Genomic DNA, 19,557 nt, shown 5'->3' on the forward strand with positions numbered 1-19,557 from the left:
CCTCTACAAAAAACTTATTCACTTGTACGGAACGACGAGTATTGAAATGATGTTGCCAGATAACTTGGCGTTGTTTGGTGGTCCTACGACACACCCGATTGAACATCTATGGGAAGCTCATTGTCCCGCTTGGATTACTGAATCTGTTTATAAGCCTCATACCTCCATGTGTGTTCATCTTTGGATCTTGTGGAACATGAATCTTACGATAAGTGGCGCAGATACTTACTGCACCAGTGCTCTATTCGCTTTTCTCGTGCTTTGCGACACACACTTTCGAGCCGGTTCGTCTTTGTGCTGCTAGACAAAGGATCGTGATTCTCGGTTCCTGCATCGACCTTTGGTTCTTCCTTAACTTCAAATACAGTATAACATGTAAGCGTTATCTTGACAACCGAAATGGCCAGATTTTTCGGCAAAATTTTCTAAAGATTTAGTAAACAAACCGCCGGACACGAGTCGCTGCCCCATAGCCATAAAGACTCAAAAGCCGCCGCTGACCATCAACGCTGACAACATACCCGGCATATTCACTCGGCATCCCGAAGCGCCGGTCGTAACGGCGATTGAATTTAGTGGTGAGCCCATGATGCCGTCCCATCAAGGCACTGGTATTCTGCAAGCTATAATGAATACCATTCACTTGATAATCGGCTTCAAGATGGTAATGCCCCGCCAGATAAGCAATGATTTTCCCAGTTGTTTGGGTAAAATCAAACCGTAATTGCCCGCCGAACTCAGGCGTTTTGCCTGTGTTCAGCAAGCCACTGGCATGTAAATTGAACGCCCGCAGCAACTCGTGCACCGCGCGGCCGTTGAACTTCAGGGCAGGCTGCCCATTTTGCTTCATGGCCGGCGCGTGGCTCATGATCAAGACGTCACGGCTTTGGGTACCTTTTAGCGCTAAGACAAAATCACGCAACTGCGCAAATGAGACAGCCAATGTCTTTTTAACGTCATAGATTTTACGACCGTCATGTAAAGGCACATCTGCCGTATTTAAAACGATGATGCGCAGTCCGGGAAAGTCTTGTACAAGCAAACCTTCACGCGAAACCGCAACCTGGCGCTGAGTCGCATCGGCAGCAAAAATCAGCTGCTGCGCCACATCCGGCAAAAAGCTGCCACGATGACCCGGCTGCTTTTCGGCAAACTTGTCATTGTCATCGTGATTGCCTTTGGTGACCAGAAACGGCACCTGGCCGCGGCGATAATCGGCCATGATATTGCGCAGCCGCAATTTTGTCAGCCACGGCGATTCCGACCCATCAACCAAATCGCCTAAGTGAACCCGCAGTGCAAGCGGCAACTGGGTACTCAGCCACCCCTGCTCGCGTACGTGCCAATAACCGGTTGGCCCATAATAAGTGGTTGCAAACTTAGCCTTATCGTGCGTATCCGTGATCAAAGCAAAATTTACCGCTGATGCCGGCAATAGTGGTGCTACAGCGTTAATAAAGCGACCGAGATCTTTTTTAACAAATGGACGAATCGTGATACTCATGACGGCCTCCCCTCAAGAACCGAGTGTGAGCTTCAAATATTTAAAAAGACACCTAATGCCAGGAAGATGACTTGGGCCAAGGTCGTTACAAATAAATTCTTGATCGCATTGGGGAAGGTCAGTTTTTTCACTGGATTAGCAGCAAAGCCCCGCGCATTTTTAATGACAAATGGGATGGTTATCAAGGTGAGCAACGTCAGCTCTGGCAATAGACCAAGCAGTACCGACGCAATGAGCATCAGGAAACCCACCGTGTACAAACCATAGAAGAAAATGATACTGCGGTCGAGGCCGAGGTAATGCACGATCGTTCGGCGTTTGAGCGTCTCGTCTTCTTCCCGATCCGCAATATTATTCGCCAGTAGCAGTGCCGAAATCGCACACTGCGCCAAACCGCTGGCCAGATAAACCGACAAAACCAAAGACCATGAAAAATCTGCAACATTAAAGACATTGACATAAACCGCGATCAGAAAAATCACAAAACCCATCGTAAATCCGGAGAAAAACTCGCCATAAGGTGTCGCCGAAATCGGCCGCGGCCCACCAGCATAGCCGTAACCAACCGCAAAGCTAAACAACCCCATCACCAGTAGCGGCCACCCGGTACGACTAACCATCCACAAACCCAGAACGGCACTGGTAGCCATCATGGCAACCACCATCCAGCCAATCATGCTAGGATTTAAATGATGCACCCCAATGATGTTGGTCTTTTCGCGAAAATGCAACGCTTCTGTCCGCTCCGCTCGCCGATAATCCTGATAATTGTCGTTGGCATCGACTGACATGTTGAATAAAAGCATCGCAACAAAGAAGACCAGCAACTCTGGAATATGTAACGTATGATAGTGATACCAGGCATACAACGTCCCTAAAAGAAACGGGAACACCGATGCCGTTTTCGCCTTAATCTCAACCAACTCAAGAAATACAGATAATGACATAACCCAACCTCCAATAATTGACTTTTAAGAATCAGGTACAGTAGAGTAAATATGTCTTTAAGGAAAGAGAGAAAATGCATGATTCATCCCCTGTGGCACCGATTCCCCACGGTCTATCACCAACTCGAACAAATCCAACAACGACTGGAGCAGGTCGCCGTTTTGCGCGAGCCGCAAGTACATACCCTCATTCAGCAACAAATCAACGCTGGCGGCAAAATGTTGCGCAGCGGGCTAATGCTTATGCTAGCGCGTTTCGGCCAACCTGACAACGGTGATCTTGTGACGGCTGGCGCGGCGATCGAGGCACTGCATCTGGCCACGCTTGTCCATGACGATGTTTTGGACCATGCCGATATTCGCCGGGGCATGGCAACTGTCTCAGCTGAATCCGGCAATCGCGAAGCCATCTATGCCGGCGACTTTTTGTTTGCCATTTATTTTCAACTGCTCAGCGAACAAAATCCGGAAGTTGTCGACCTTGGCGCCAATGCCCGCATTATGAAGCGCATTTTCATGGGCGAAGTGGATCAAAATGGGCCAAGCGCCCCGTTGATTCCTACCATTGATGCTTACCTCAGTGCCATTGCGGGCAAAACTGCTGCCTTATTTGCGTTATCAACTTACACAGGCGCCGTCATCGGCCATCTGTCGCTAGAGCAAAAAAAGGCCGCCTATCGCTTTGGCCGACAACTCGGCATGGCTTTTCAGATGATCGACGACTTGTTGGATTACACGCAGACAAGCTCAACGCTCAACAAACCGGCTCTTGAAGACCTACATAATGGTATCGTCACGCTGCCATTAATCTATGCCTACCAGATCGTTCCGGATCAACTGGCGCCGCTAACCCAAGATGCCGCCCACATTGCGGCCAATGCGGAGAAAATTGCCGCGATCGTGCGCACCCATGGCCTGCCGCACGCCCAACAAATGGCGGCTACTTATACCAATCGTGCTGTTGCGGCACTGGCACCTTTCCCGACATCAGCCACTAAATCGGCGTTAGTCAAACTGACCCAGCAAATGTTGAAGCGGAGTCATTAGTGGTTGCGGCAGCGACATCTCGCCGAGCACCGGACACCGTATCCAAGTTTTCAAAAAGCATTAAGTCTTCGCCGGCTGCGTTGTACTTTTGGATCGGCCATGCCAACATTGATGCCTAGCCAATTTTAAAAATTGACCATTAAAACAGAAAATGAGCTGTAACCCGCCAAGGTTGAGAGACACTTTTGGGATGGGTTGCAGCTCATTATTTAGTCTTTTTAAACATGTGATATGAAACTAAGATGTATCTAAAAAACAAATTTGCATAATATTTCACAAACATAACCCCCGTTCAGTGGTATGATACTGATATAGCAATCGTGAAAGAGTGATCAAACATGGTAAAAATCCTCTCTATCAATGCCGGCAGCTCATCCCTTAAATGGAAACTGTTTGACATGCCAAGTGAACGCCAACTTGCAGAAGGCGCGACTGATATTTTACGAAACTCTACTGTTAAAATTAAGTATGGCACTGATCAAGTATATGAAAGCACGACCCCTATCCACAATTACCGAGAAGCGGTCGCAAACACCCTTGCCGACCTTCAATTGCTTGGCCTCGTGCATCACCTTAATGAAATTACCGGCATCGGTCACCGAGTTGTGGCTGGTGGCGAACTATTTTCCGCACCAATTGTGATTGATAACCGGGTGCTGGCACAGATTCGGGCCTTGCGCGATTATGCGCCGTTGCATAACCCGGTCGAAGCGGATTGCATCGAGATTTTCCGCACCATGATGCCTTGGGCGCTTGAAGTGGCCGTTTTTGACACGTCCTTCCATCAAACCATGAAACCCGTTAATTATCTCTACAGCATTCCTTACGAATACTATCAAAAATTCGGCGTTCGCAAATACGGCGCGCATGGTACCAGTGTTCGCTATGTCAGTGCCCATGCAGCCAAAATGCTTGGCAAGCCGCTTGAATCAATGCGCATGATTGTCATGCACCTTGGCGCCGGTTCCAGCATTACCGCCATTGAAAATGGAAAATCCATCGATACGTCAATGGGCTTCACTCCGGTCTCCGGCGTCACGATGGGCACCCGCTCCGGCGACGTTGATGTTTCGCTGATCGCCTACCTGATGAAAAAATTGGTCATTACCGATGTTGATCAAATGATTGACATTCTGAATACCCAATCTGGCCTGCGTGGTATTTCCGGCATCAGCCATGACGTGCGCGATCTTGAAGAAGCGGCACCACAACATCCCCGCGCCAAACTTGCACTGGATATTTTTGTCAATCGCATCGTCAAATATGTCGGTGCTTATGCTGCTTTGATGGACGGCGTTGATACGCTGGTCTTCACTGCCGGCATTGGCGAACACAGCAGTGCCGTTCGCGCTCGGGTCATGCAATCACTCGATTATCTTGGCGCCCGCATTGACCTGCAACGCAATGAGCAAACTTGCCATCAGGCCGGCGACATCACTGCTTCAGGTGCCCGAGTTAAAACGCTGGTCATTCCGACTAATGAAGAACTGATGATTGTCCGTGATGTTATGTCACTATCGCATGCGGCACAGCAGGCTGAATAGTGATTCACGGCCTCCGCTAACCAAGTGTCAATGATTTTCGCCTAAATAAACCTGTCCCCAAAAGTTGAGTCTCAGCTTTTGGGGATATTTTTGTATCAAAACTAATAAGAGCTTGCATTTTATCACCCCACTGCCTATACTGTGCATATCATACATATACAGTATAGACACATTAAAGGAGATGCGCGCCATGCTCACTGTCACGAACTTAACCAAACATTTTGGCAAAACAACAGCCGTTCGCAACGTTTCACTGTCCGTTCGCCCAGGGGAAATCCTGGGTCTGATCGGTCAAAACGGAGCCGGCAAAACGACCACTTTTCGAATGCTGCTAAATTTATTGCAGCCAGATAGCGGCACGGTGACCTGGCAAGATCGGCCTCTGACGCAACTCAACAGGGAAATGATCGGCTATCTCCCTGAGGAACGCGGGCTTTATCCGAAAATGACAGTGGCTGATCAGATTAGCTTCTTCGCCGAACTGCACGGTATGAAGCGTGCCGAAGCAATGGCTAACCTCGATCAATGGCTAGATCAGTTTCAGGTCAAGGGTAAATCAAGCGATCTCATTAAAGACCTGTCCAAAGGTAACCAGCAAAAGGTCCAACTCATTGCTGCCATGATTCACATGCCGAAGTTCATCATTTTGGACGAACCATTCTCAGGATTGGACCCCGTGAACGCTAGCTTACTCGAAGCCGGGATTCGGCGGTTGCGGGATGCCGGGAGTGCCATTATTTATTCAAGTCATGATATGGGCAATGTTGAGGCCATTTCGGATCAACTAGTCATGTTAAAAAATGGTGAAGTCGTCTTATCCGGCAAACTTGACGCCATTCGCGAACAATTTGGCCAAACCCGACTACACATCCAGTCGCCTCTGACGCAGCAAGAACTCCAAGCATTCCCGGGCGTTGTGTCTGTCACCCCGCAATCGCGCGGCTTCTTGGTGAAGCTCAATGATCCGCAGGTTGGCCGCGATATTTTCGCCGCTGCAACCCATCAAGGTTACATTCCCGAGTTTAGCCAACAAGCACCTTCTCTAGACGAAATTTTCCGCATGAAAGTCGAGGCCTAAGCCATGAAAAAAATGGATGTTATTTTCCGTCAAGTTTTCTTCAAAAATCTCAAAAGTAAAACCTGGCTCTGGATCGTTCTTGGTCCGTTAGTTCTGGCAGCAGTTTTTGGCGGCGTTTTCTGGCTTATGAACCAAACCAACCAAACGACCCGTATCGGCGTGGTAACGTCCAGTCCTGCGCTGACACAGACTTTTAAAGCCAACAGCAATGACGATCAAAAATACATCAGTTACAAGACCCCCAGCGCAGCCAAAAGTGCCTTAGCCGCTGAAAAACTTGACGGGGTGTTAACCATCACCAACCATCCGACCTTGGAAGCTAGCCTAATGAAACGGACGGACGGGGAAAGTATTGATCGTAACCAGTTGCAAACGATCCTTGCCCAGGCAAACACCAAGGAAGTCGCAACGCAGCTGAACCTAGCACCTGCCCAGCTGCAGCAGCTTTTTGCCACACCGAAGTTCACCACCAACAATGTCACAGTTGATAACGGCAAGTTGGTGACCCGCTCCGCCAAGAGCCAGGCATCAGGCTCGGCAGCCGGATTTATTGTCGGTCTCTTGATTTATACGTTCGTGATTAGCTACGCTTCCATGATGGCCCAGGAAATCGGCACTGAAAAAGGCTCGCGAATTGAAGAGTCGATTTTAACGGCCATTACGCCGCAAGCGCAATTTTTCGGTAAGTTACTGGGAATCTTGGCGTTAATGGCAACGCAAATCGCAATTTACGCAGTGGTGGGACTCGCCAGCATGGTCATCTTGCGCCAGTTACCTTCAAACCCGCTGTCTTCACTGATCAGTCAAATGAACCTAAGTAGTATTACCCCGAACATGCTGATTTTCAGTCTTGCCTTCTTCTTTGTAGGCACGCTGACGTATACCGTCTTAGCTGCACTCACCGGTTCACTGGTCGCAAATCAGGAACAGATTGGCCAAGCAACAACGCCAATTGTGATGCTTGGTATGGTTGGTTACTTCGGTGCCTTAATTGTTAGTTCCGGCACCTCGCCTATCCTTAATATCGCCAGCTACGTCCCGTTTCTTTCTACCATGATGATGCCGGTACGCCTTGGCGCGGGTCAAGTCAGTGCGCTCGCTGCATGGTCGGCATTCGGCATTAATCTGATCTTTTTAATCATCTTCACCTGGCTGACGGTCAAGCTTTATCAGACGAATGTGTTAAGCTATTCAGATGGCGGCATTTTAAAAGCGTTCAAGCGCTCGCTGCAATTGCAACGGACCGCCCGCAAAAATAATCCGATCAAGTCATGAAACGAGGTCAGCCATGCGGATCGTCATCTCAAATCAATCGGGCAAACCGATCTATGAGCAAATCGAAGATCAGGTTAAAGCCGCGATCCTTTCTGGTCAGTTAAAAGTCAATGAGCAATTGCCATCCATTCGCAGCCTTGCACGGGATTTGCGTATCAGCGTCATCACCACCACGCGGGCTTATCACGAACTTGAGGCAGCCGGCTTTATCACCAATGTCCAAGGAAAAGGTGCTTATGTATTAGGCCAAGACAGTGCGCTGGTTCGGGAAAATGCCCTACGAGATATTGAAGCTTCACTCAATCAGGCAATTGATACTGCCAACATGGCGCATATTGCCCCCAGCGAGCTACACACCATGCTGGATACCTTATTACAAGCGGAGGAGAACGATCATGGGCGCTGATTTACTTACCGTCACAAATCTGAACAAACAATATGCAGAATTTCAGCTGGCCGATGTTAGCTTTCAGCTTCCTGCCGGTTATATCATGGGGTTCATCGGTCCCAATGGTGCGGGGAAAACAACGACCATCAAAGCCATTCTGGATATGATTCGTCCGGATACCGGCCAGATTGAATTACTTGGTCAGACAACACCGCAAGGCCGGGAATCCGTTCGGGATCAAATCGGGATCGTTTTAGACGGTCCGGTTTATCCTGATTCATGGCGCGCAGAAACCGTGAGTCGTTACGTCGGTCCTTTCTTTCCCAGTTGGGACCCAGACAAGTTTAAGGAACTCCTCCAAGATTTTGCGATTCCTACCAAACCCAAATATCGTGATTTATCCACGGGTGCCAAAATCAAACTCCAATTAGCAGCAGCCTTCGCTCATCATCCTCGCTTACTGATTCTGGATGAGCCGACTTCGGGCCTGGATCCGATTGCTCGCGATGAATTAATCGGCATTTTGCAGGATTTCATTAGTGATGGGCAACGAAGTGTTCTGATCTCAACTCACGATGTCCTTGAGCTTGCGAAAGTAGCGGATTATGTCACCTACTTATTAGCGGGTAAAGTCACCTTTACCGGTTCACTAGACGAACTACTCGACCGGTATGTCATGATTAAAGGCGGGCCTAATGACTTAACACCGGTCATTCAAGCCAATATTATCGGCCTTCAACGCAGCGCGGTTGGTTTTGCTGGTATCTGGCCTACCGATCAGATAGCTACTTTGCCAGCCAGCATCGTTCAGGAACCAGTTGACTTGGAGTCCTTGATGATTGCTTTTGGTAAAGGAGGTCGGCCGCATGCATGATCTTGTTAAACTTGTCAGCTTGGATTTGAGCTCGTTGTTTGCAGGTAACAGTCGATATCGGTGGGGGTCAATGCTCGCCCTAGTCATCACATTGGGACTGGTTTTTTTAAACGGTGACTTGTCCACGCCACTAGCTGGAGGCATTATTGGCGCCAGCATTGGTATTTTGATCTTGCCATTTATCAGCACTGACCGCAGTGGCTTGGAAAAGTTATATGCAATGCTGCCTATTCAGCGCCATACGATTGTCGCAAGTCATTATCTCTTTGGCTTAATCGTTACCATTCTGATTGATGGAATAGCCATGTTAATCATCGGCGTTGGCACCATAGCTCGATTCAATCCTGTTCGCGACGCTCAATCCTTTTGGGGGATACTACTTTTCGGGACCGGTCTCGTCTTGTTTCAAATAATGTTATCATTCCCGATCATGATCTTCTTAGGTTACCAACGAGCACCACTCGCCGCCTATTTGCCTGTCACATTAATTTTGGTCATCGTCATTTTCCTGGAAAGAAGCCTGAACCTCACCTTAACTTCGATGCGCCCATGGCTTGGGTTAATGGCCGTTGTTCTAATACTTCTGTTTGCATTCTCTTGGTGGATAAGCACTGTGCTGTACGACAAAAGAGAATTTTAATGTCTCAATATTATTGACAAACTGCCGCCTTTTCCAAAAGTACCGAGATCTCCGATTTCAGTGGAGACACCGGTACTTTTTTGATGCTTGCATTCACGCGGCATTTTAAACGGGGCTTTGTAGATGTGCACTTATAAAACCTAAAAACGAGTCAAAAGAACATTATGAGAATGGTTCAACATTTGCAAACAAGTGTCTTTTCAAGATTGAAAATAAAATCGGCACGTGATCGTTGTTTTCATTTATTCAAAAAATCACAATGTGTTGGAATTTCATATTTCCGTCTTCTTTCCGTTTTAAATGTCATCATATTGCTGTCTCATTTTGCCACCCTTGCCTCACTTTAAATTACTTCAATATCAATTAAAGTTATCAATCATCAAGGTCTCTTACTTTTCTGCTTAATATCAACACTGCATTTAGCAAACATTACCCTTATTTCCTGTTCTTTTATGAGCACTTCTCAAAATCCCAATTAAGTGATCCATGAGATTCTCCGCGGAAATTCGTAAGCGCTACCATTTGTTTTGTGAGAATTGTCACATAGCTGTTGTTTTGGCATCTGTGAAGTACTTAACATATGGGTGTAAGAGAAAGGAAGGATCAACATGCGTGTTGGGGTTGTTAAGGAACAAAAGGCTGGCGAAGGCCGTGTTGCCGTGACGCCTGCCAATGTGAAGAAATTGACTGCGGCCGGTGCAGAGGTTTGGGTTGAACATGCTGCGGGGATCGGGGCCGGATTTGCGGATGCGGATTATGAAGTCGCTGGCGGTAAGTTAGTCAGCCATGCGGCCAGCTGGGATGCCGACTTGGTGGTTAAGGTAAAAGAACCGGATGCTGAAGAGTATCAGTATTTCAAGTCCAGTCAGGTGATTTGGGGTTTTCAGCACTTAGCATCTGCGCCGGAAACCGTGCACGCCATGCAAGCTGCTGGCGTCACGGTGATTGGCGGCGAGACGATTGTCAAAAACGGTGAATTGGTTTTGCTAAAGCCGATGAGTGCGATTGCCGGGCGACGTTCAGTGATCATGGGGGCCTATTATCTTGAAGCACAACATGGCGGCGAAGGTATTTTGCTACCGGGCACGCCAGAAGTAGCAGCTGGTACTGTCGTGATTTTTGGCGGCGGCACGGCAGCGTTCAATGCGGCTACCCTAGCGTTGGCCATGGGTTGCCACGTCACCATTATCGAATTAAAGCCAGAGCGGCGCACATGGCTTGAGCAAAAGTTTGCGGGTCAAGACCTGACTGTATTGGCCTCCACCCCAGAAACCCTTGCCGCTGCGATTAAAACGGCCGATGTGTTCATTTCGACGATTTTGATTCCGGGCGCTAAACCACCCAAGCTTGTGACAACGGCAATGGTTCAGTCCATGAAACCGGGTAGCGTCTTGGTTGACGTTGCCATCGATCAGGGTGGCACGGTTGAAACTATTGATGCGCCGACAACGATTGAAGCACCAGTGTTTACCAAATACGGCGTCATCCATTACGCTGTTCCGAATCAGCCCGGTGCGGTGCCACGAACTGCAACGCTGGCGCTGGCAAGTGGGAACATCCCTTACCTATTGGCGATTGCGACTCAGGGTATTGACCAGGCAATTATGGCAGATCCTGCCTTGGCATCCGGCGTCAATCTTTACCATGGCAAGATCACGAATCAGAGTCTTGCCAACTCGTTGTCGCAGCCTTTCACACCGTTGACAGAAGTACTGGTCAGAAATTAGGAGGTGGTTTTGATGCTAACGATGACCCCACCCGTCACGATAAAAGATATTCAGGAGGCAAGTCAGCTCATTCACAAGGTCGGCCGCGTGACGCCGCTGATTCAATCTATGTTCCTCAGCCGCACTGTCACGCACGGCGATGTTTATCTCAAACTTGAGAATATGCAGTTGACCGGCTCATTCAAGTTTCGCGGCGCCTACAACAAGATCCACCACCTCACCGATAGCGAAAAACAGCGAGGCGTCATCACCGCCAGCGCTGGTAATCATGCCCAAGGTGTTGCATTAACCGCACATTTATTGGGGATCAACGCCACCGTCGTGATGCCGGAAACCGCACCGCTCGCCAAACAGCAGGCAACCAGCGGCTATGGTGCCCGCGTGATCCTGGCTGGCCAAACGTTTGATGAAGCGCGCGCTTTTATGGAAAAAAAGGCGACCACTGACGGCCTCACGATTGTCGATCCCTATAACGATCCGCTCGTCATTGCCGGCCAAGGCTCAATTGGTCTGGAGCTTTTGACGCAACTTCCTACCATCGATACCGTCATTGTGCCAGTCGGTGGCGGCGGATTAATCTCTGGCATCGCCGTGGCGCTCAAGCATGCCCATCCGCAGATTCACATCATCGGGGTGCAATCCGAAAACGTTCACGGCATGACTGCTTCCTTGCAAGCCGGTCACTTGACGCGGCAGTGCGCTGGCTCGACATTGGCCGATGGAACAGCCGTGGCAATGCCCGGTAATATCACTTTCGGCCTCGCAAGCGATCTCGTCGACGAGATGGTATTGGTTTCGGAAGAAGAAATTGCTGAAGCCATGAAGGATCTCTTGCAACGCGCTAAAACGGTTGCCGAGGGAGCGGGCGCGTTGCCAACCGCTGCGCTCGAAGCCCACAAAATCGCTGCCAAATGGCTCACCGACAAAAAAGTCGTCGCTTTGGTATCAGGCGGCAATGTTGATTTGGAACGGGTCGCCCAAAATATCGAACATTTCTTTGACCATGATCCAACCGGCCATTTTGTCGGCTAATGTTTTTGTCAAGGTGCCAGCAACCGTCTGTCAAAAATTAGCCTCGGACAGAAAGGGGAACTTTTCATCACGGCTAATGGGCAAATGTTGTGGCGCCAGAACACGCGTTAATTGGGGGTAACACAATGGAAAAGACGATCTCGAAGCGAACCGCGGCCAAGACGAAATATGTACCGTATGCCACGGAACGCACACAGGAAAATAGCGGCGGAAGCACGGCTATTTTCATCATCGGTGCCGTTTTGGCGACCATCTTTGCTGCTTCTACGGCTTATTCAGGCATGAAGGCTGGCTTGACCGTTGCCGCCGGAATTCCCGGATCAATTATCGGATCAGGATTGGTCGGCGTTTTCGCCAAGAAAAAAGGACTTTTTGGCAAGAATCTGCTCCAAGGGATGAGTTCCGGCGGTGAATCGATAGCCAGCGGGATGATTTATGTCTTGCCAGCCATTATCATCATTGGCGGCCGGGTCAACTTTTTTGCCGGCATTGCCGTCGGTGCGCTGGCCGTTTTATTCGCAGTCGGCATGGCCAGCCTTGTTGAGAATTATTTGTTAGTTGAAGAAGACGGTAAACTCATGTATCCGGAATCGACTGCCATTTCCGAAGCGCTGGATGCCAGTGAAGCCGGTGGCGACGCGCTGAAACATATGGGCATCGGTTTTGGTATCGGCGGTGTGATCACGCTGCTCACCACGCAGGTTTTCGGGTGGGTCAACAGTGTGATGACGTTTGTGGGTAGTGCATCCTACCGCTGGAAAATTTCGACCGAAGTCAATCCGATGTTGGCCGGCATTGGCTTTGTTGTTGGTTTGGATGTGTCCTTAACCATGTTTGCCGGTTCGATACTGGCTAACTTTGGGATCACGCCATTAATTGCTTACTTCACGCAGATGGCTGGCGGCCACGCCCATGTCTGGAACGACGCCAACATGTTGATGTCGCAGATGAACATCGATACCGTGGCCGGTTCCTATACTAAATACATTGGTGCCGGCATGATGCTCTGCGGCGGGATTATCGGCGCCATCAAGTTAATTCCGGTCATCGTAACATCCATCAAGAAAACGCTCAACGCCCGCAATAACAGTGGCGAAGAAAAGAATTCACTGGGCATCATGGCGCTTTTGGTTGCCACAATCGCAATCTTCATCGTCGGTGCTTTTCTGACCGGCAACATGGTGATTACCATCTTGGCTGGCATTATGTCGCTTGTCTTGGCCTTGCTGTTTGTCATCGTTTCGGCACGGCTCGCCGGTACGATCGGCTGCTCGAATGCGCCGGTTTCCGGTATGACCATCGCTAGTCTGGTTGTCATGACGCTGGTGTTTGCGCTGATGGGCTGGACGTCCAATACCCACAACGAAACTCTCCTGTTGTTCGGCGTCTTCATTGTCACCGCGATTTCTGTCGGTGGTGCCTATATGCAAACCCAAAAAGTCAATTATCTTGTCGGCGGTCGACGCTCCGAAATGATGAAGTATTTTCTTCTCGCCGCACTCATCGGTGTCGTCGTTGTTGTCGGCACTACGGTAATCCTCTCCCCGCAACTGGCCGTTAAAAGTGCCGATCCGCCATTCGGTCTGCCGCAAGCGAACCTCATTGCCACGCTGACCACGGGCATTTTATCGGGTAACCTGCCATGGATCATGATCATTGTCGGCATCATCATGGCCCTTGTTTGCTGGATGCTGAATCTGCCGATCATGACCGTTGCCCTAGGATTCTATCTACCGATTTCCACGACTTCGATTATTCTGGTCGGTGCGTTGCTAAAGCTTTTCATCCAAAAAACCACGCAAAACAAGGAACTTCGCGAAACGCGCCTATCAGCCGGAGTTTCTCTTTCTAGCGGCCTGATTGCCGGCGGTTCCATCATCGGTTTAATCGGCATCATTTTACACGTCACCGGTGTCTTGCAAAACCGGGTTCCTGCTGGTTTTGCCGGCAGCAACGCCATGGCCGTCGTGTTGCTGATCATCATGGCAGCAGCGATTATCGTGCCATTAATGGCCATCAAACACCCTGCAGCCAAGAAGCAAGCTGAGTAGGAGGCGTTTAGACAATGACACAGACTGACATGCTCACCACGGTCATTTACCGAAAAAATCCGCGGGTGCAGTACACCAAAAAGAATGGCCAAGTCACCATTATCCGACCGCAGAACCACCCCATTCAGCGATTTTGCCGGAAAGTGCTGCACATGAAAATTCCCGAAGTCAGCTATCTGCACCTCGATGCTTATGGCGGCTTCGTTTTTAGCAAAATCAATGGCCGCCGAACCGCCGCCATGATTGGCAAAGAACTCGCCCAGAAATTCCCAGAAGCCGACGATCAGCGTGACGCGCGGTTAGCCCTTTATCTCAATCAAATTGCTGAAAAGGACCATTTAATTCAACGACTGGATCACAACCCAAACTTTCTATAGCACATTCCCCGGCGCAAAACCCTGCGTATAAGGACCTTGGTCGCAATGGCCTAAGCCCGGGCCATCACGCCCAAGGCCACTTATACTCCGGCTTCTAACCGCGCCGGTTCACGCTCATCTTAACGCGTTCACCTGCGCAGGGGTCTGCGTGTAAGGACCTTGGTCGCAATGGCCTAAGTTCGGGCCATCACGCCCAAGGCCGCTTACACTCCGACCCCTAACCGCGCCGGTTCACGCTCACTCATAAAAATGGAGGAAAATAAAATGATTGATCGAATCGAAATGTCTGCTTGTACCTCAATGATGGTCGGCAAAAAAGCTTCACTTGACGGTGCCACTTATATCTCCCGCAACGAAGATCGGCTTGTTGCCATCTATCCCAAGCGCTTCATTGTCCAGCCAGCCGTCACTGGACGCAAAGAAACTTATGTCTCACCCTACAATCAATTAACGGTCCCTTTGCCGGAAACCGGCTACCGCTACACCGCAACGCCTGATGCCGATCAAAGTGCCGGCCCTAACGAAGAAGACGGCTTTAACGAGAAAAACGTCGGCGAAAGTGCCACCGAAAGTGTTTATGCCAATGAACGCGTTCTCGCCTATGATCCCTTTGTCAAAAATGGCTTAGCCGAGGATTCCATGACGACCCTAGTCCTGCCTTTTATCAACAGTGCGCGCGAAGGCGTCCGGTATCTCGGTGATCTCGTGAAACAATATGGATCGGCTGAAGGCAACGGCGTGCAGTTTAACGATCAAAACGAAGTCTGGTACATGGAAATCGTGACCGGCCATCAATGGGTCGCCGTCCGCATCCCTGACGATTGTTATGCGGTTGCGGCTAATCAGGTTGCCATTCAAACGATCGATTTCAACGATCCTGACAACTACATGTGGGCAGACGGCATCCAGGATTTTGTTGATCGTCATAACTTGAATCCTGATGCTGATCAATGGAACTTCCGCCACATCTTCGGCACCGATACCGAGAAAGATCATCATTACAACACGCCGCGGGTTTGGTTCGCCCAACGCTACCTCAATCCCGAAACTATCCAAGATCCGGAATCGCCGGAGTTGCCTTTTATCCGCAAAGCCAACCGCAAGATTTCGATTGAGGATATTCAATATGTACTCAAATCACACTTCAATGAAACCCAGTTCGACCCATTAGGAAGCGGCAGCGAACATGACCGCAAAACATATCGCGCCATTTCGCTATCCCGCACCGCCAACTCTCACATTCTGCAAATGCGTCCGGCCGATCAGCACACCGCTGCCGGTGTCCAGTGGGTCGGCTTTGGCATCCCCGCCTTCTGCCCACATGTTCCTTTCTTCACCAACGCCAATGACACCGATGAAAGTTACCGCGAGCTACCGGCTAAAATGGATCTCAACGCCGCATACTGGCTTTACGAAGCGCTAGCGATGGTCGTCGAGTCCCACTATGCCGACTTTATCGAAGACAACTTAGCCTACCAAAAAGAACTCAATGAATGGGCCCGCCGCAAAATCGCCGCGGTCGACGCCGCCACCGCCAAAATGAGCGGCTCGGATCTAACCCAATATCTCACCGAGCAAAACCATCTGATTGCGCAACATTACAACAACGCCACCCGCGAGTTGTTGTTTAAACTCATCACGATGGGAACCGGCTTATCGAAGCTAACTTTCAAAATGGATCCGAATCTCTAACGCTGCGGCCCTACGCCTAAGTTGCGATCCAGTATACTAGGAACCGAAAATATGATTTGTTGCGACCAAAAGTCTGAAACATAATTAACAGCCACAATATAAAAGTGAGCATACTTCCAAAAATGATAGACGGAGAGTATGCCCACTTTGTTTTCTCTAGAATAATTCGTTGGCGTTATTAAGATATGAGTGCCAAGGCGGAGCAATCGGAGGCCAGATGGGGCTCAGGGGTGGAATTGTTGTTGGTGGGGCGCCTTTTGCCCCGCCTACAACAAGGCCGATCTTAGAGACTCTGCCGCTTTTGCAGAGGCTCTAAGTCGTGCCCACCCCGTTCCAGCCCCAGATGGCCGGAGATTGCGGAGTTTGGCATGGCAAGAAACTATTTACATCACCGAATCTTATGCCATGCTGCTGCACCCTCAGCCGGGAAAATATGCGCCATTTGCCACATCTGATCGCGACTCAGATGGTAGACAATCGCCGGCAATAACGTGTTGATTGCGTCTTCGGCCTGAGCACTGTACTCCGTGGCGCCAACAAGATGATGTTCCTGATCGAACACCAAAAGACTATCACCTACCGTTTCCTGATCGGTTTGATGATACCAGTCATCAGGAATGTGGTTGTGCACGACTTTGTAAGTATCACCCTTGACCGCTTCCGGTGCCACACCGACTTTGGCAATTCTTGGCGAGGTGTAAACCGTCGACGGAATCGCCGGATAATCAATCGGCGCACTCGTTTGGCCACTCAACAACTTGTAAAGGTAATAGGACTCAAACGTGGCTGTTGGTGTTAATTTCGGTTGCGGTTTGTCTAAAACATCGCCCGATGCATAAATATTGGCCACATTGGTTCGCAGATAGTCGTCCACAAGAATCCCGTGCTGGTTAAACTTGACGCCGACGTTTTCTAATCCCAGTTGCTCAACATTCGGGATTCGGCCGGTTGCATCCAGCACCCAATCGACAACTAACTGTTCCTCATCGCCATAATGAATCACAATGCCATCAGCGGTCTTCTCAAGCGCCGTCACCGCCGCGTTCGGCGTGAATTGAATGCCCCGTTTCGTCATGTCGGCCATCACATCTTCGACAAACGGCTGGTGGAATTCCCGCAAAGCACGATCATGATGCATCAACACATGGACATCGGCGCCGGCCGCATTGGCAATCGTCGCAAATTCCATACTGATATAGCCAGATCCCAAAATACCGATTCGCTTCGGCAAGACGTCCAGGTCCATGAAGGCCCGACTGTCATGGGCTAAATCGGTCCCCGGAACATCGATGCGATGCGGGCGCTGGCCGGTCGCAATGACAATTTTGTCAGCGGTATAAGTCTTTTCACCCACAACAATCGTGTGCGCGTCCTGAAATTTTCCATAGCCATGGATGATCGTCACGCCGTTTTGGGTTAATCCCGTACCGATAGCATTCGGTAACGGCTTAATCACGGCTTGTTTATGGGCCACTAATGCCGACCAGTTGATCTTGATATTGCCAGACACAACACCCTGCATCCGTTCTGCCAACCGCTGCAAAACCACCGGCGTATCAAGCGTAATTTTCGCGTTACACCCATAATTCGGGCAGGTGCCGCCGATCATGTCACCTTCAACCACCGCAACTTTTTTTCCCGAAGCTGCCAATGGGCCGGCCCCGTCAAACGCGCCATGCCCACTACCTAAGTACAAGACATCAAAATCATATGGATTCTTCAAAACATCGACCTCCTTATGACACTGTCTACTAACAACGAAGTAAGCATAACAGATGGTATACAAATTAGTCACGGACAATGCTTAGCGGTGGACACATTTTTTGAAGCCTTTAGACATAGCACTCTTCACAACATGTTGACTTGATAGTAAAAAAGTTCCGGTAAGGGCGACTGTTTTCGCAATCACTTACCGGAACTCTTAAATGCTTTTATGAAACTAAAGATCGCGACTCACTTGGGGCTTTTTAACTTGGAATGCAACGATCAGACCAACCACCGCAAGGATTAAGACGAACACGAACCCATAGTGCGAGCCGATTGTCAGTCCTGATTGTCCGGCTGCTTGAGCGGAACCCAAGGCGAGCATGCTTGTGGCAACCGCCGTCGAAACCGCACCGACAATTTGCTGCAAGGTGTTCAGCAAGGCGCTGCCATCTGCACTTTCGGCGCCGCTCAAACTGTTCAACCCATACGTCTGCGCTGGGGACATCGCAAGCGGCGCCCCAATCATTAAGGTCACATGTCCCAAAATGATCCACCAAAGCCGACTTTGCGCCCCACTGCTGAGCAATATCAGGATCCCGAGAATGGCAATCACAAATCCGCCACGGGCTAACCACTTCGCCCCATGACTGTCATACATCCGGCCAGCAATCGCTGAAACCGCGGCGTTGACAATCCCGCCTGGCAACATCACGAGACCAGTCATCGCGACTGGTAGGCCAATAACGCGCTGCAGGTACATCGGCAACAAATACATCGAAGCCAGAATCACGCCAAAGTCCAGCATGACCAGTAAGGTACCAACCGTAAACTGTTTATTGGCGAAGACCCGCAAGTTCAATATCGGTTTTTTCAACGTCAACTGTCGCCGGGTATAAAACGCCAAACTGGCAATACCGATCAGCAGTGAAACCGCTACTGTGAGGGATAACCAACCCGAATCACTCGCCATGGTTGTGCCAACGACAATCCCGGCAAAACCGATCGAAGAGGCAACAATCGAGATCCAGTCAACCGGTGTTTTGGTTTGGTGATAGACATTTTCCATTGACGTTAAGGTGAAAATAAATGCCAATACCAAGAACGGGACAAATAACCAAAAAATATCATGCCAGGTAAACTTAGCCAGGATGAGTCCGGTAATGGTCGGGCCGATCGCAGGCGCAAACATGATCACCAGTGCTGCCAATCCCATCACTGTTCCCAGTTTATACGGCGGGAAAATCTGCATCGCTACCGAAAACATCAGCGGCAGAATCAAGCCGGTTCCAATGCCCTGAATAAGGCGACCGATTAAGACAACGGCAAAACTGGCGCCCATCGCAGAAACAACGGAGCCAAGAATAAAGGCGCCTAATGCGAATAAAATAATTCTTTTCGTATTAAACCATTTGGACAAAAGACTGGAAATCGGCATGCAGATCCCGATGACCAGCATATACCCGGTGACAAGCCATTGAATCGTGCCTTGTGACACATTCAGCGCCGTCATCAGACTAGGTAAGGCGATATTAAGCGATGTTTCTGAAAACATGCCGACAAATGCCCCGATCATCAGCCCAATCATGGCCAAGGCCGGATGCGCGATATGAACGCGTGCTTGTGGCATTGCTTTTGTTTGTGATAATTGCATGAATAACTTCCTTTTCTACTTTC

At 49.6% G+C, this 19,557-nt stretch carries 16 protein-coding genes; 12 read left to right on the plus strand and 4 right to left on the minus strand.

The features are described from left to right. Positions 1-433: 433 nt before the first annotated feature. Together LBCZ_RS10060 and LBCZ_RS10065 are read right to left on the minus strand one after the other, a co-directional pair. On the minus strand, positions 434-1,504 hold the full coding sequence (locus tag LBCZ_RS10060) for a metallophosphoesterase family protein (RefSeq protein WP_010491836.1): 1,071 nt from the start codon (positions 1,502-1,504) through the stop codon (positions 434-436). Between the two features lie 32 nt (positions 1,505-1,536). Continuing rightward, complete coding sequence (locus LBCZ_RS10065; RefSeq protein WP_010491839.1) at positions 1,537-2,451, minus strand: 1,4-dihydroxy-2-naphthoate polyprenyltransferase; 915 nt, start codon at positions 2,449-2,451, stop codon at positions 1,537-1,539. Between the two features lie 78 nt (positions 2,452-2,529). Here LBCZ_RS10065 and LBCZ_RS10070 point away from each other — a divergent pair, with 78 nt between their 5' ends. From LBCZ_RS10070 to LBCZ_RS10125, 12 genes are all read left to right on the plus strand, one after another. After that, positions 2,530-3,498, plus strand: a complete 969-nt coding sequence (locus tag LBCZ_RS10070) for a polyprenyl synthetase family protein (RefSeq protein ID WP_010491841.1) — start codon at positions 2,530-2,532, stop codon at positions 3,496-3,498. A 338-nt stretch (positions 3,499-3,836) separates the two neighbouring features. Next, positions 3,837-5,042 carry an acetate kinase gene (locus LBCZ_RS10075; RefSeq protein ID WP_010491844.1) on the plus strand — a complete coding sequence of 402 codons (1,206 nt, stop codon included), beginning with the start codon at positions 3,837-3,839 and terminating at the stop codon, positions 5,040-5,042. A 190-nt stretch (positions 5,043-5,232) separates the two neighbouring features. Then, the gene (locus LBCZ_RS10080; protein ID WP_025013017.1) at positions 5,233-6,120 is read left to right on the plus strand and encodes an ABC transporter ATP-binding protein; all 888 of its coding nucleotides are present in this window, start codon (positions 5,233-5,235) and stop codon (positions 6,118-6,120) included. A 3-nt stretch (positions 6,121-6,123) separates the two neighbouring features. Beyond that, positions 6,124-7,395, plus strand: a complete 1,272-nt coding sequence (locus LBCZ_RS10085; RefSeq protein ID WP_025013018.1) for an ABC transporter permease — start codon at positions 6,124-6,126, stop codon at positions 7,393-7,395. A gap of 13 nt (positions 7,396-7,408) precedes the next feature. Then, the gene (locus LBCZ_RS10090; protein WP_025013019.1) at positions 7,409-7,801 is read left to right on the plus strand and encodes a GntR family transcriptional regulator; all 393 of its coding nucleotides are present in this window, start codon (positions 7,409-7,411) and stop codon (positions 7,799-7,801) included. Next, positions 7,791-8,657 (plus strand): ABC transporter ATP-binding protein, encoded by an 867-nt coding sequence (locus LBCZ_RS10095; protein ID WP_039639269.1) that lies wholly within the window; start codon positions 7,791-7,793, stop codon positions 8,655-8,657. The genes LBCZ_RS10090 and LBCZ_RS10095 overlap by 11 nt, the downstream gene beginning before the upstream one ends. After that, a complete protein-coding gene (locus tag LBCZ_RS10100; RefSeq protein ID WP_025013020.1) occupies positions 8,650-9,297 on the plus strand; it encodes an ABC-2 transporter permease in 648 nt (215 codons plus the stop codon). The genes LBCZ_RS10095 and LBCZ_RS10100 overlap by 8 nt, the downstream gene beginning before the upstream one ends. 608 nt (positions 9,298-9,905) lie before the next feature. After that, positions 9,906-11,024, plus strand: coding sequence for an alanine dehydrogenase (locus tag LBCZ_RS10105; RefSeq protein WP_025013021.1), 1,119 nt, complete (start codon positions 9,906-9,908; stop codon positions 11,022-11,024). 12 nt (positions 11,025-11,036) lie between these two features. Then, positions 11,037-12,056 (plus strand): bifunctional threonine ammonia-lyase/L-serine ammonia-lyase TdcB, encoded by a 1,020-nt coding sequence (tdcB, locus tag LBCZ_RS10110; protein WP_025013022.1) that lies wholly within the window; start codon positions 11,037-11,039, stop codon positions 12,054-12,056. Positions 12,057-12,181: 125 nt separating this feature from the next. Continuing rightward, the gene (locus LBCZ_RS10115; protein ID WP_025013023.1) at positions 12,182-14,107 is read left to right on the plus strand and encodes an OPT/YSL family transporter; all 1,926 of its coding nucleotides are present in this window, start codon (positions 12,182-12,184) and stop codon (positions 14,105-14,107) included. A gap of 14 nt (positions 14,108-14,121) precedes the next feature. Continuing rightward, complete coding sequence (locus tag LBCZ_RS10120) at positions 14,122-14,484, plus strand: PqqD family protein (protein WP_025013024.1); 363 nt, start codon at positions 14,122-14,124, stop codon at positions 14,482-14,484. Positions 14,485-14,748: 264 nt separating this feature from the next. Continuing rightward, positions 14,749-16,176: a C69 family dipeptidase gene (locus LBCZ_RS10125; protein ID WP_025013025.1), complete on the plus strand. Its 1,428-nt coding sequence runs from the start codon at positions 14,749-14,751 to the stop codon at positions 16,174-16,176. Between the two features lie 388 nt (positions 16,177-16,564). On the opposite strand, the gene LBCZ_RS10130 is transcribed toward LBCZ_RS10125, so the two are convergent. Both LBCZ_RS10130 and LBCZ_RS10135 read right to left on the minus strand, forming a co-directional pair. Next, entirely contained in the window at positions 16,565-17,899 is a 1,335-nt protein-coding gene (locus tag LBCZ_RS10130) for a dihydrolipoyl dehydrogenase family protein (protein WP_025013026.1), read from the minus strand. 216 nt (positions 17,900-18,115) lie between these two features. Continuing rightward, positions 18,116-19,534 (minus strand): DHA2 family efflux MFS transporter permease subunit, encoded by a 1,419-nt coding sequence (locus tag LBCZ_RS10135; protein WP_025013027.1) that lies wholly within the window; start codon positions 19,532-19,534, stop codon positions 18,116-18,118. Positions 19,535-19,557: the final 23 nt, after the last annotated feature.

Origin of the sequence: Lacticaseibacillus casei DSM 20011 = JCM 1134 = ATCC 393 (assembly GCF_000829055.1) — a bacterium.
GTDB lineage: Bacteria > Bacillota > Bacilli > Lactobacillales > Lactobacillaceae > Lacticaseibacillus > Lacticaseibacillus casei.

Bases quoted from the DNA above. Each gene is read 5' to 3' on its own strand.
- LBCZ_RS10060 (WP_010491836.1), bottom strand. From the start codon at position 1,504: ATGAGTATCACGATTCGTCCATTTGTTAAAAAAGATCTCGGTCGCTTT.
- LBCZ_RS10065 (WP_010491839.1), bottom strand. From the start codon at position 2,451: ATGTCATTATCTGTATTTCTTGAGTTGGTTGAGATTAAGGCGAAAACG.
- LBCZ_RS10070 (WP_010491841.1), top strand. From the start codon at position 2,530: ATGATTCATCCCCTGTGGCACCGATTCCCCACGGTCTATCACCAACTC.
- LBCZ_RS10075 (WP_010491844.1), top strand. From the start codon at position 3,837: ATGGTAAAAATCCTCTCTATCAATGCCGGCAGCTCATCCCTTAAATGG.
- LBCZ_RS10080 (WP_025013017.1), top strand. From the start codon at position 5,233: ATGCTCACTGTCACGAACTTAACCAAACATTTTGGCAAAACAACAGCC.
- LBCZ_RS10085 (WP_025013018.1), top strand. From the start codon at position 6,124: ATGAAAAAAATGGATGTTATTTTCCGTCAAGTTTTCTTCAAAAATCTC.
- LBCZ_RS10090 (WP_025013019.1), top strand. From the start codon at position 7,409: ATGCGGATCGTCATCTCAAATCAATCGGGCAAACCGATCTATGAGCAA.
- LBCZ_RS10095 (WP_039639269.1), top strand. From the start codon at position 7,791: ATGGGCGCTGATTTACTTACCGTCACAAATCTGAACAAACAATATGCA.
- LBCZ_RS10100 (WP_025013020.1), top strand. From the start codon at position 8,650: ATGCATGATCTTGTTAAACTTGTCAGCTTGGATTTGAGCTCGTTGTTT.
- LBCZ_RS10105 (WP_025013021.1), top strand. From the start codon at position 9,906: ATGCGTGTTGGGGTTGTTAAGGAACAAAAGGCTGGCGAAGGCCGTGTT.
- tdcB (WP_025013022.1), top strand. From the start codon at position 11,037: ATGCTAACGATGACCCCACCCGTCACGATAAAAGATATTCAGGAGGCA.
- LBCZ_RS10115 (WP_025013023.1), top strand. From the start codon at position 12,182: ATGGAAAAGACGATCTCGAAGCGAACCGCGGCCAAGACGAAATATGTA.
- LBCZ_RS10120 (WP_025013024.1), top strand. From the start codon at position 14,122: ATGACACAGACTGACATGCTCACCACGGTCATTTACCGAAAAAATCCG.
- LBCZ_RS10125 (WP_025013025.1), top strand. From the start codon at position 14,749: ATGATTGATCGAATCGAAATGTCTGCTTGTACCTCAATGATGGTCGGC.
- LBCZ_RS10135 (WP_025013027.1), bottom strand. From the start codon at position 19,534: ATGCAATTATCACAAACAAAAGCAATGCCACAAGCACGCGTTCATATC.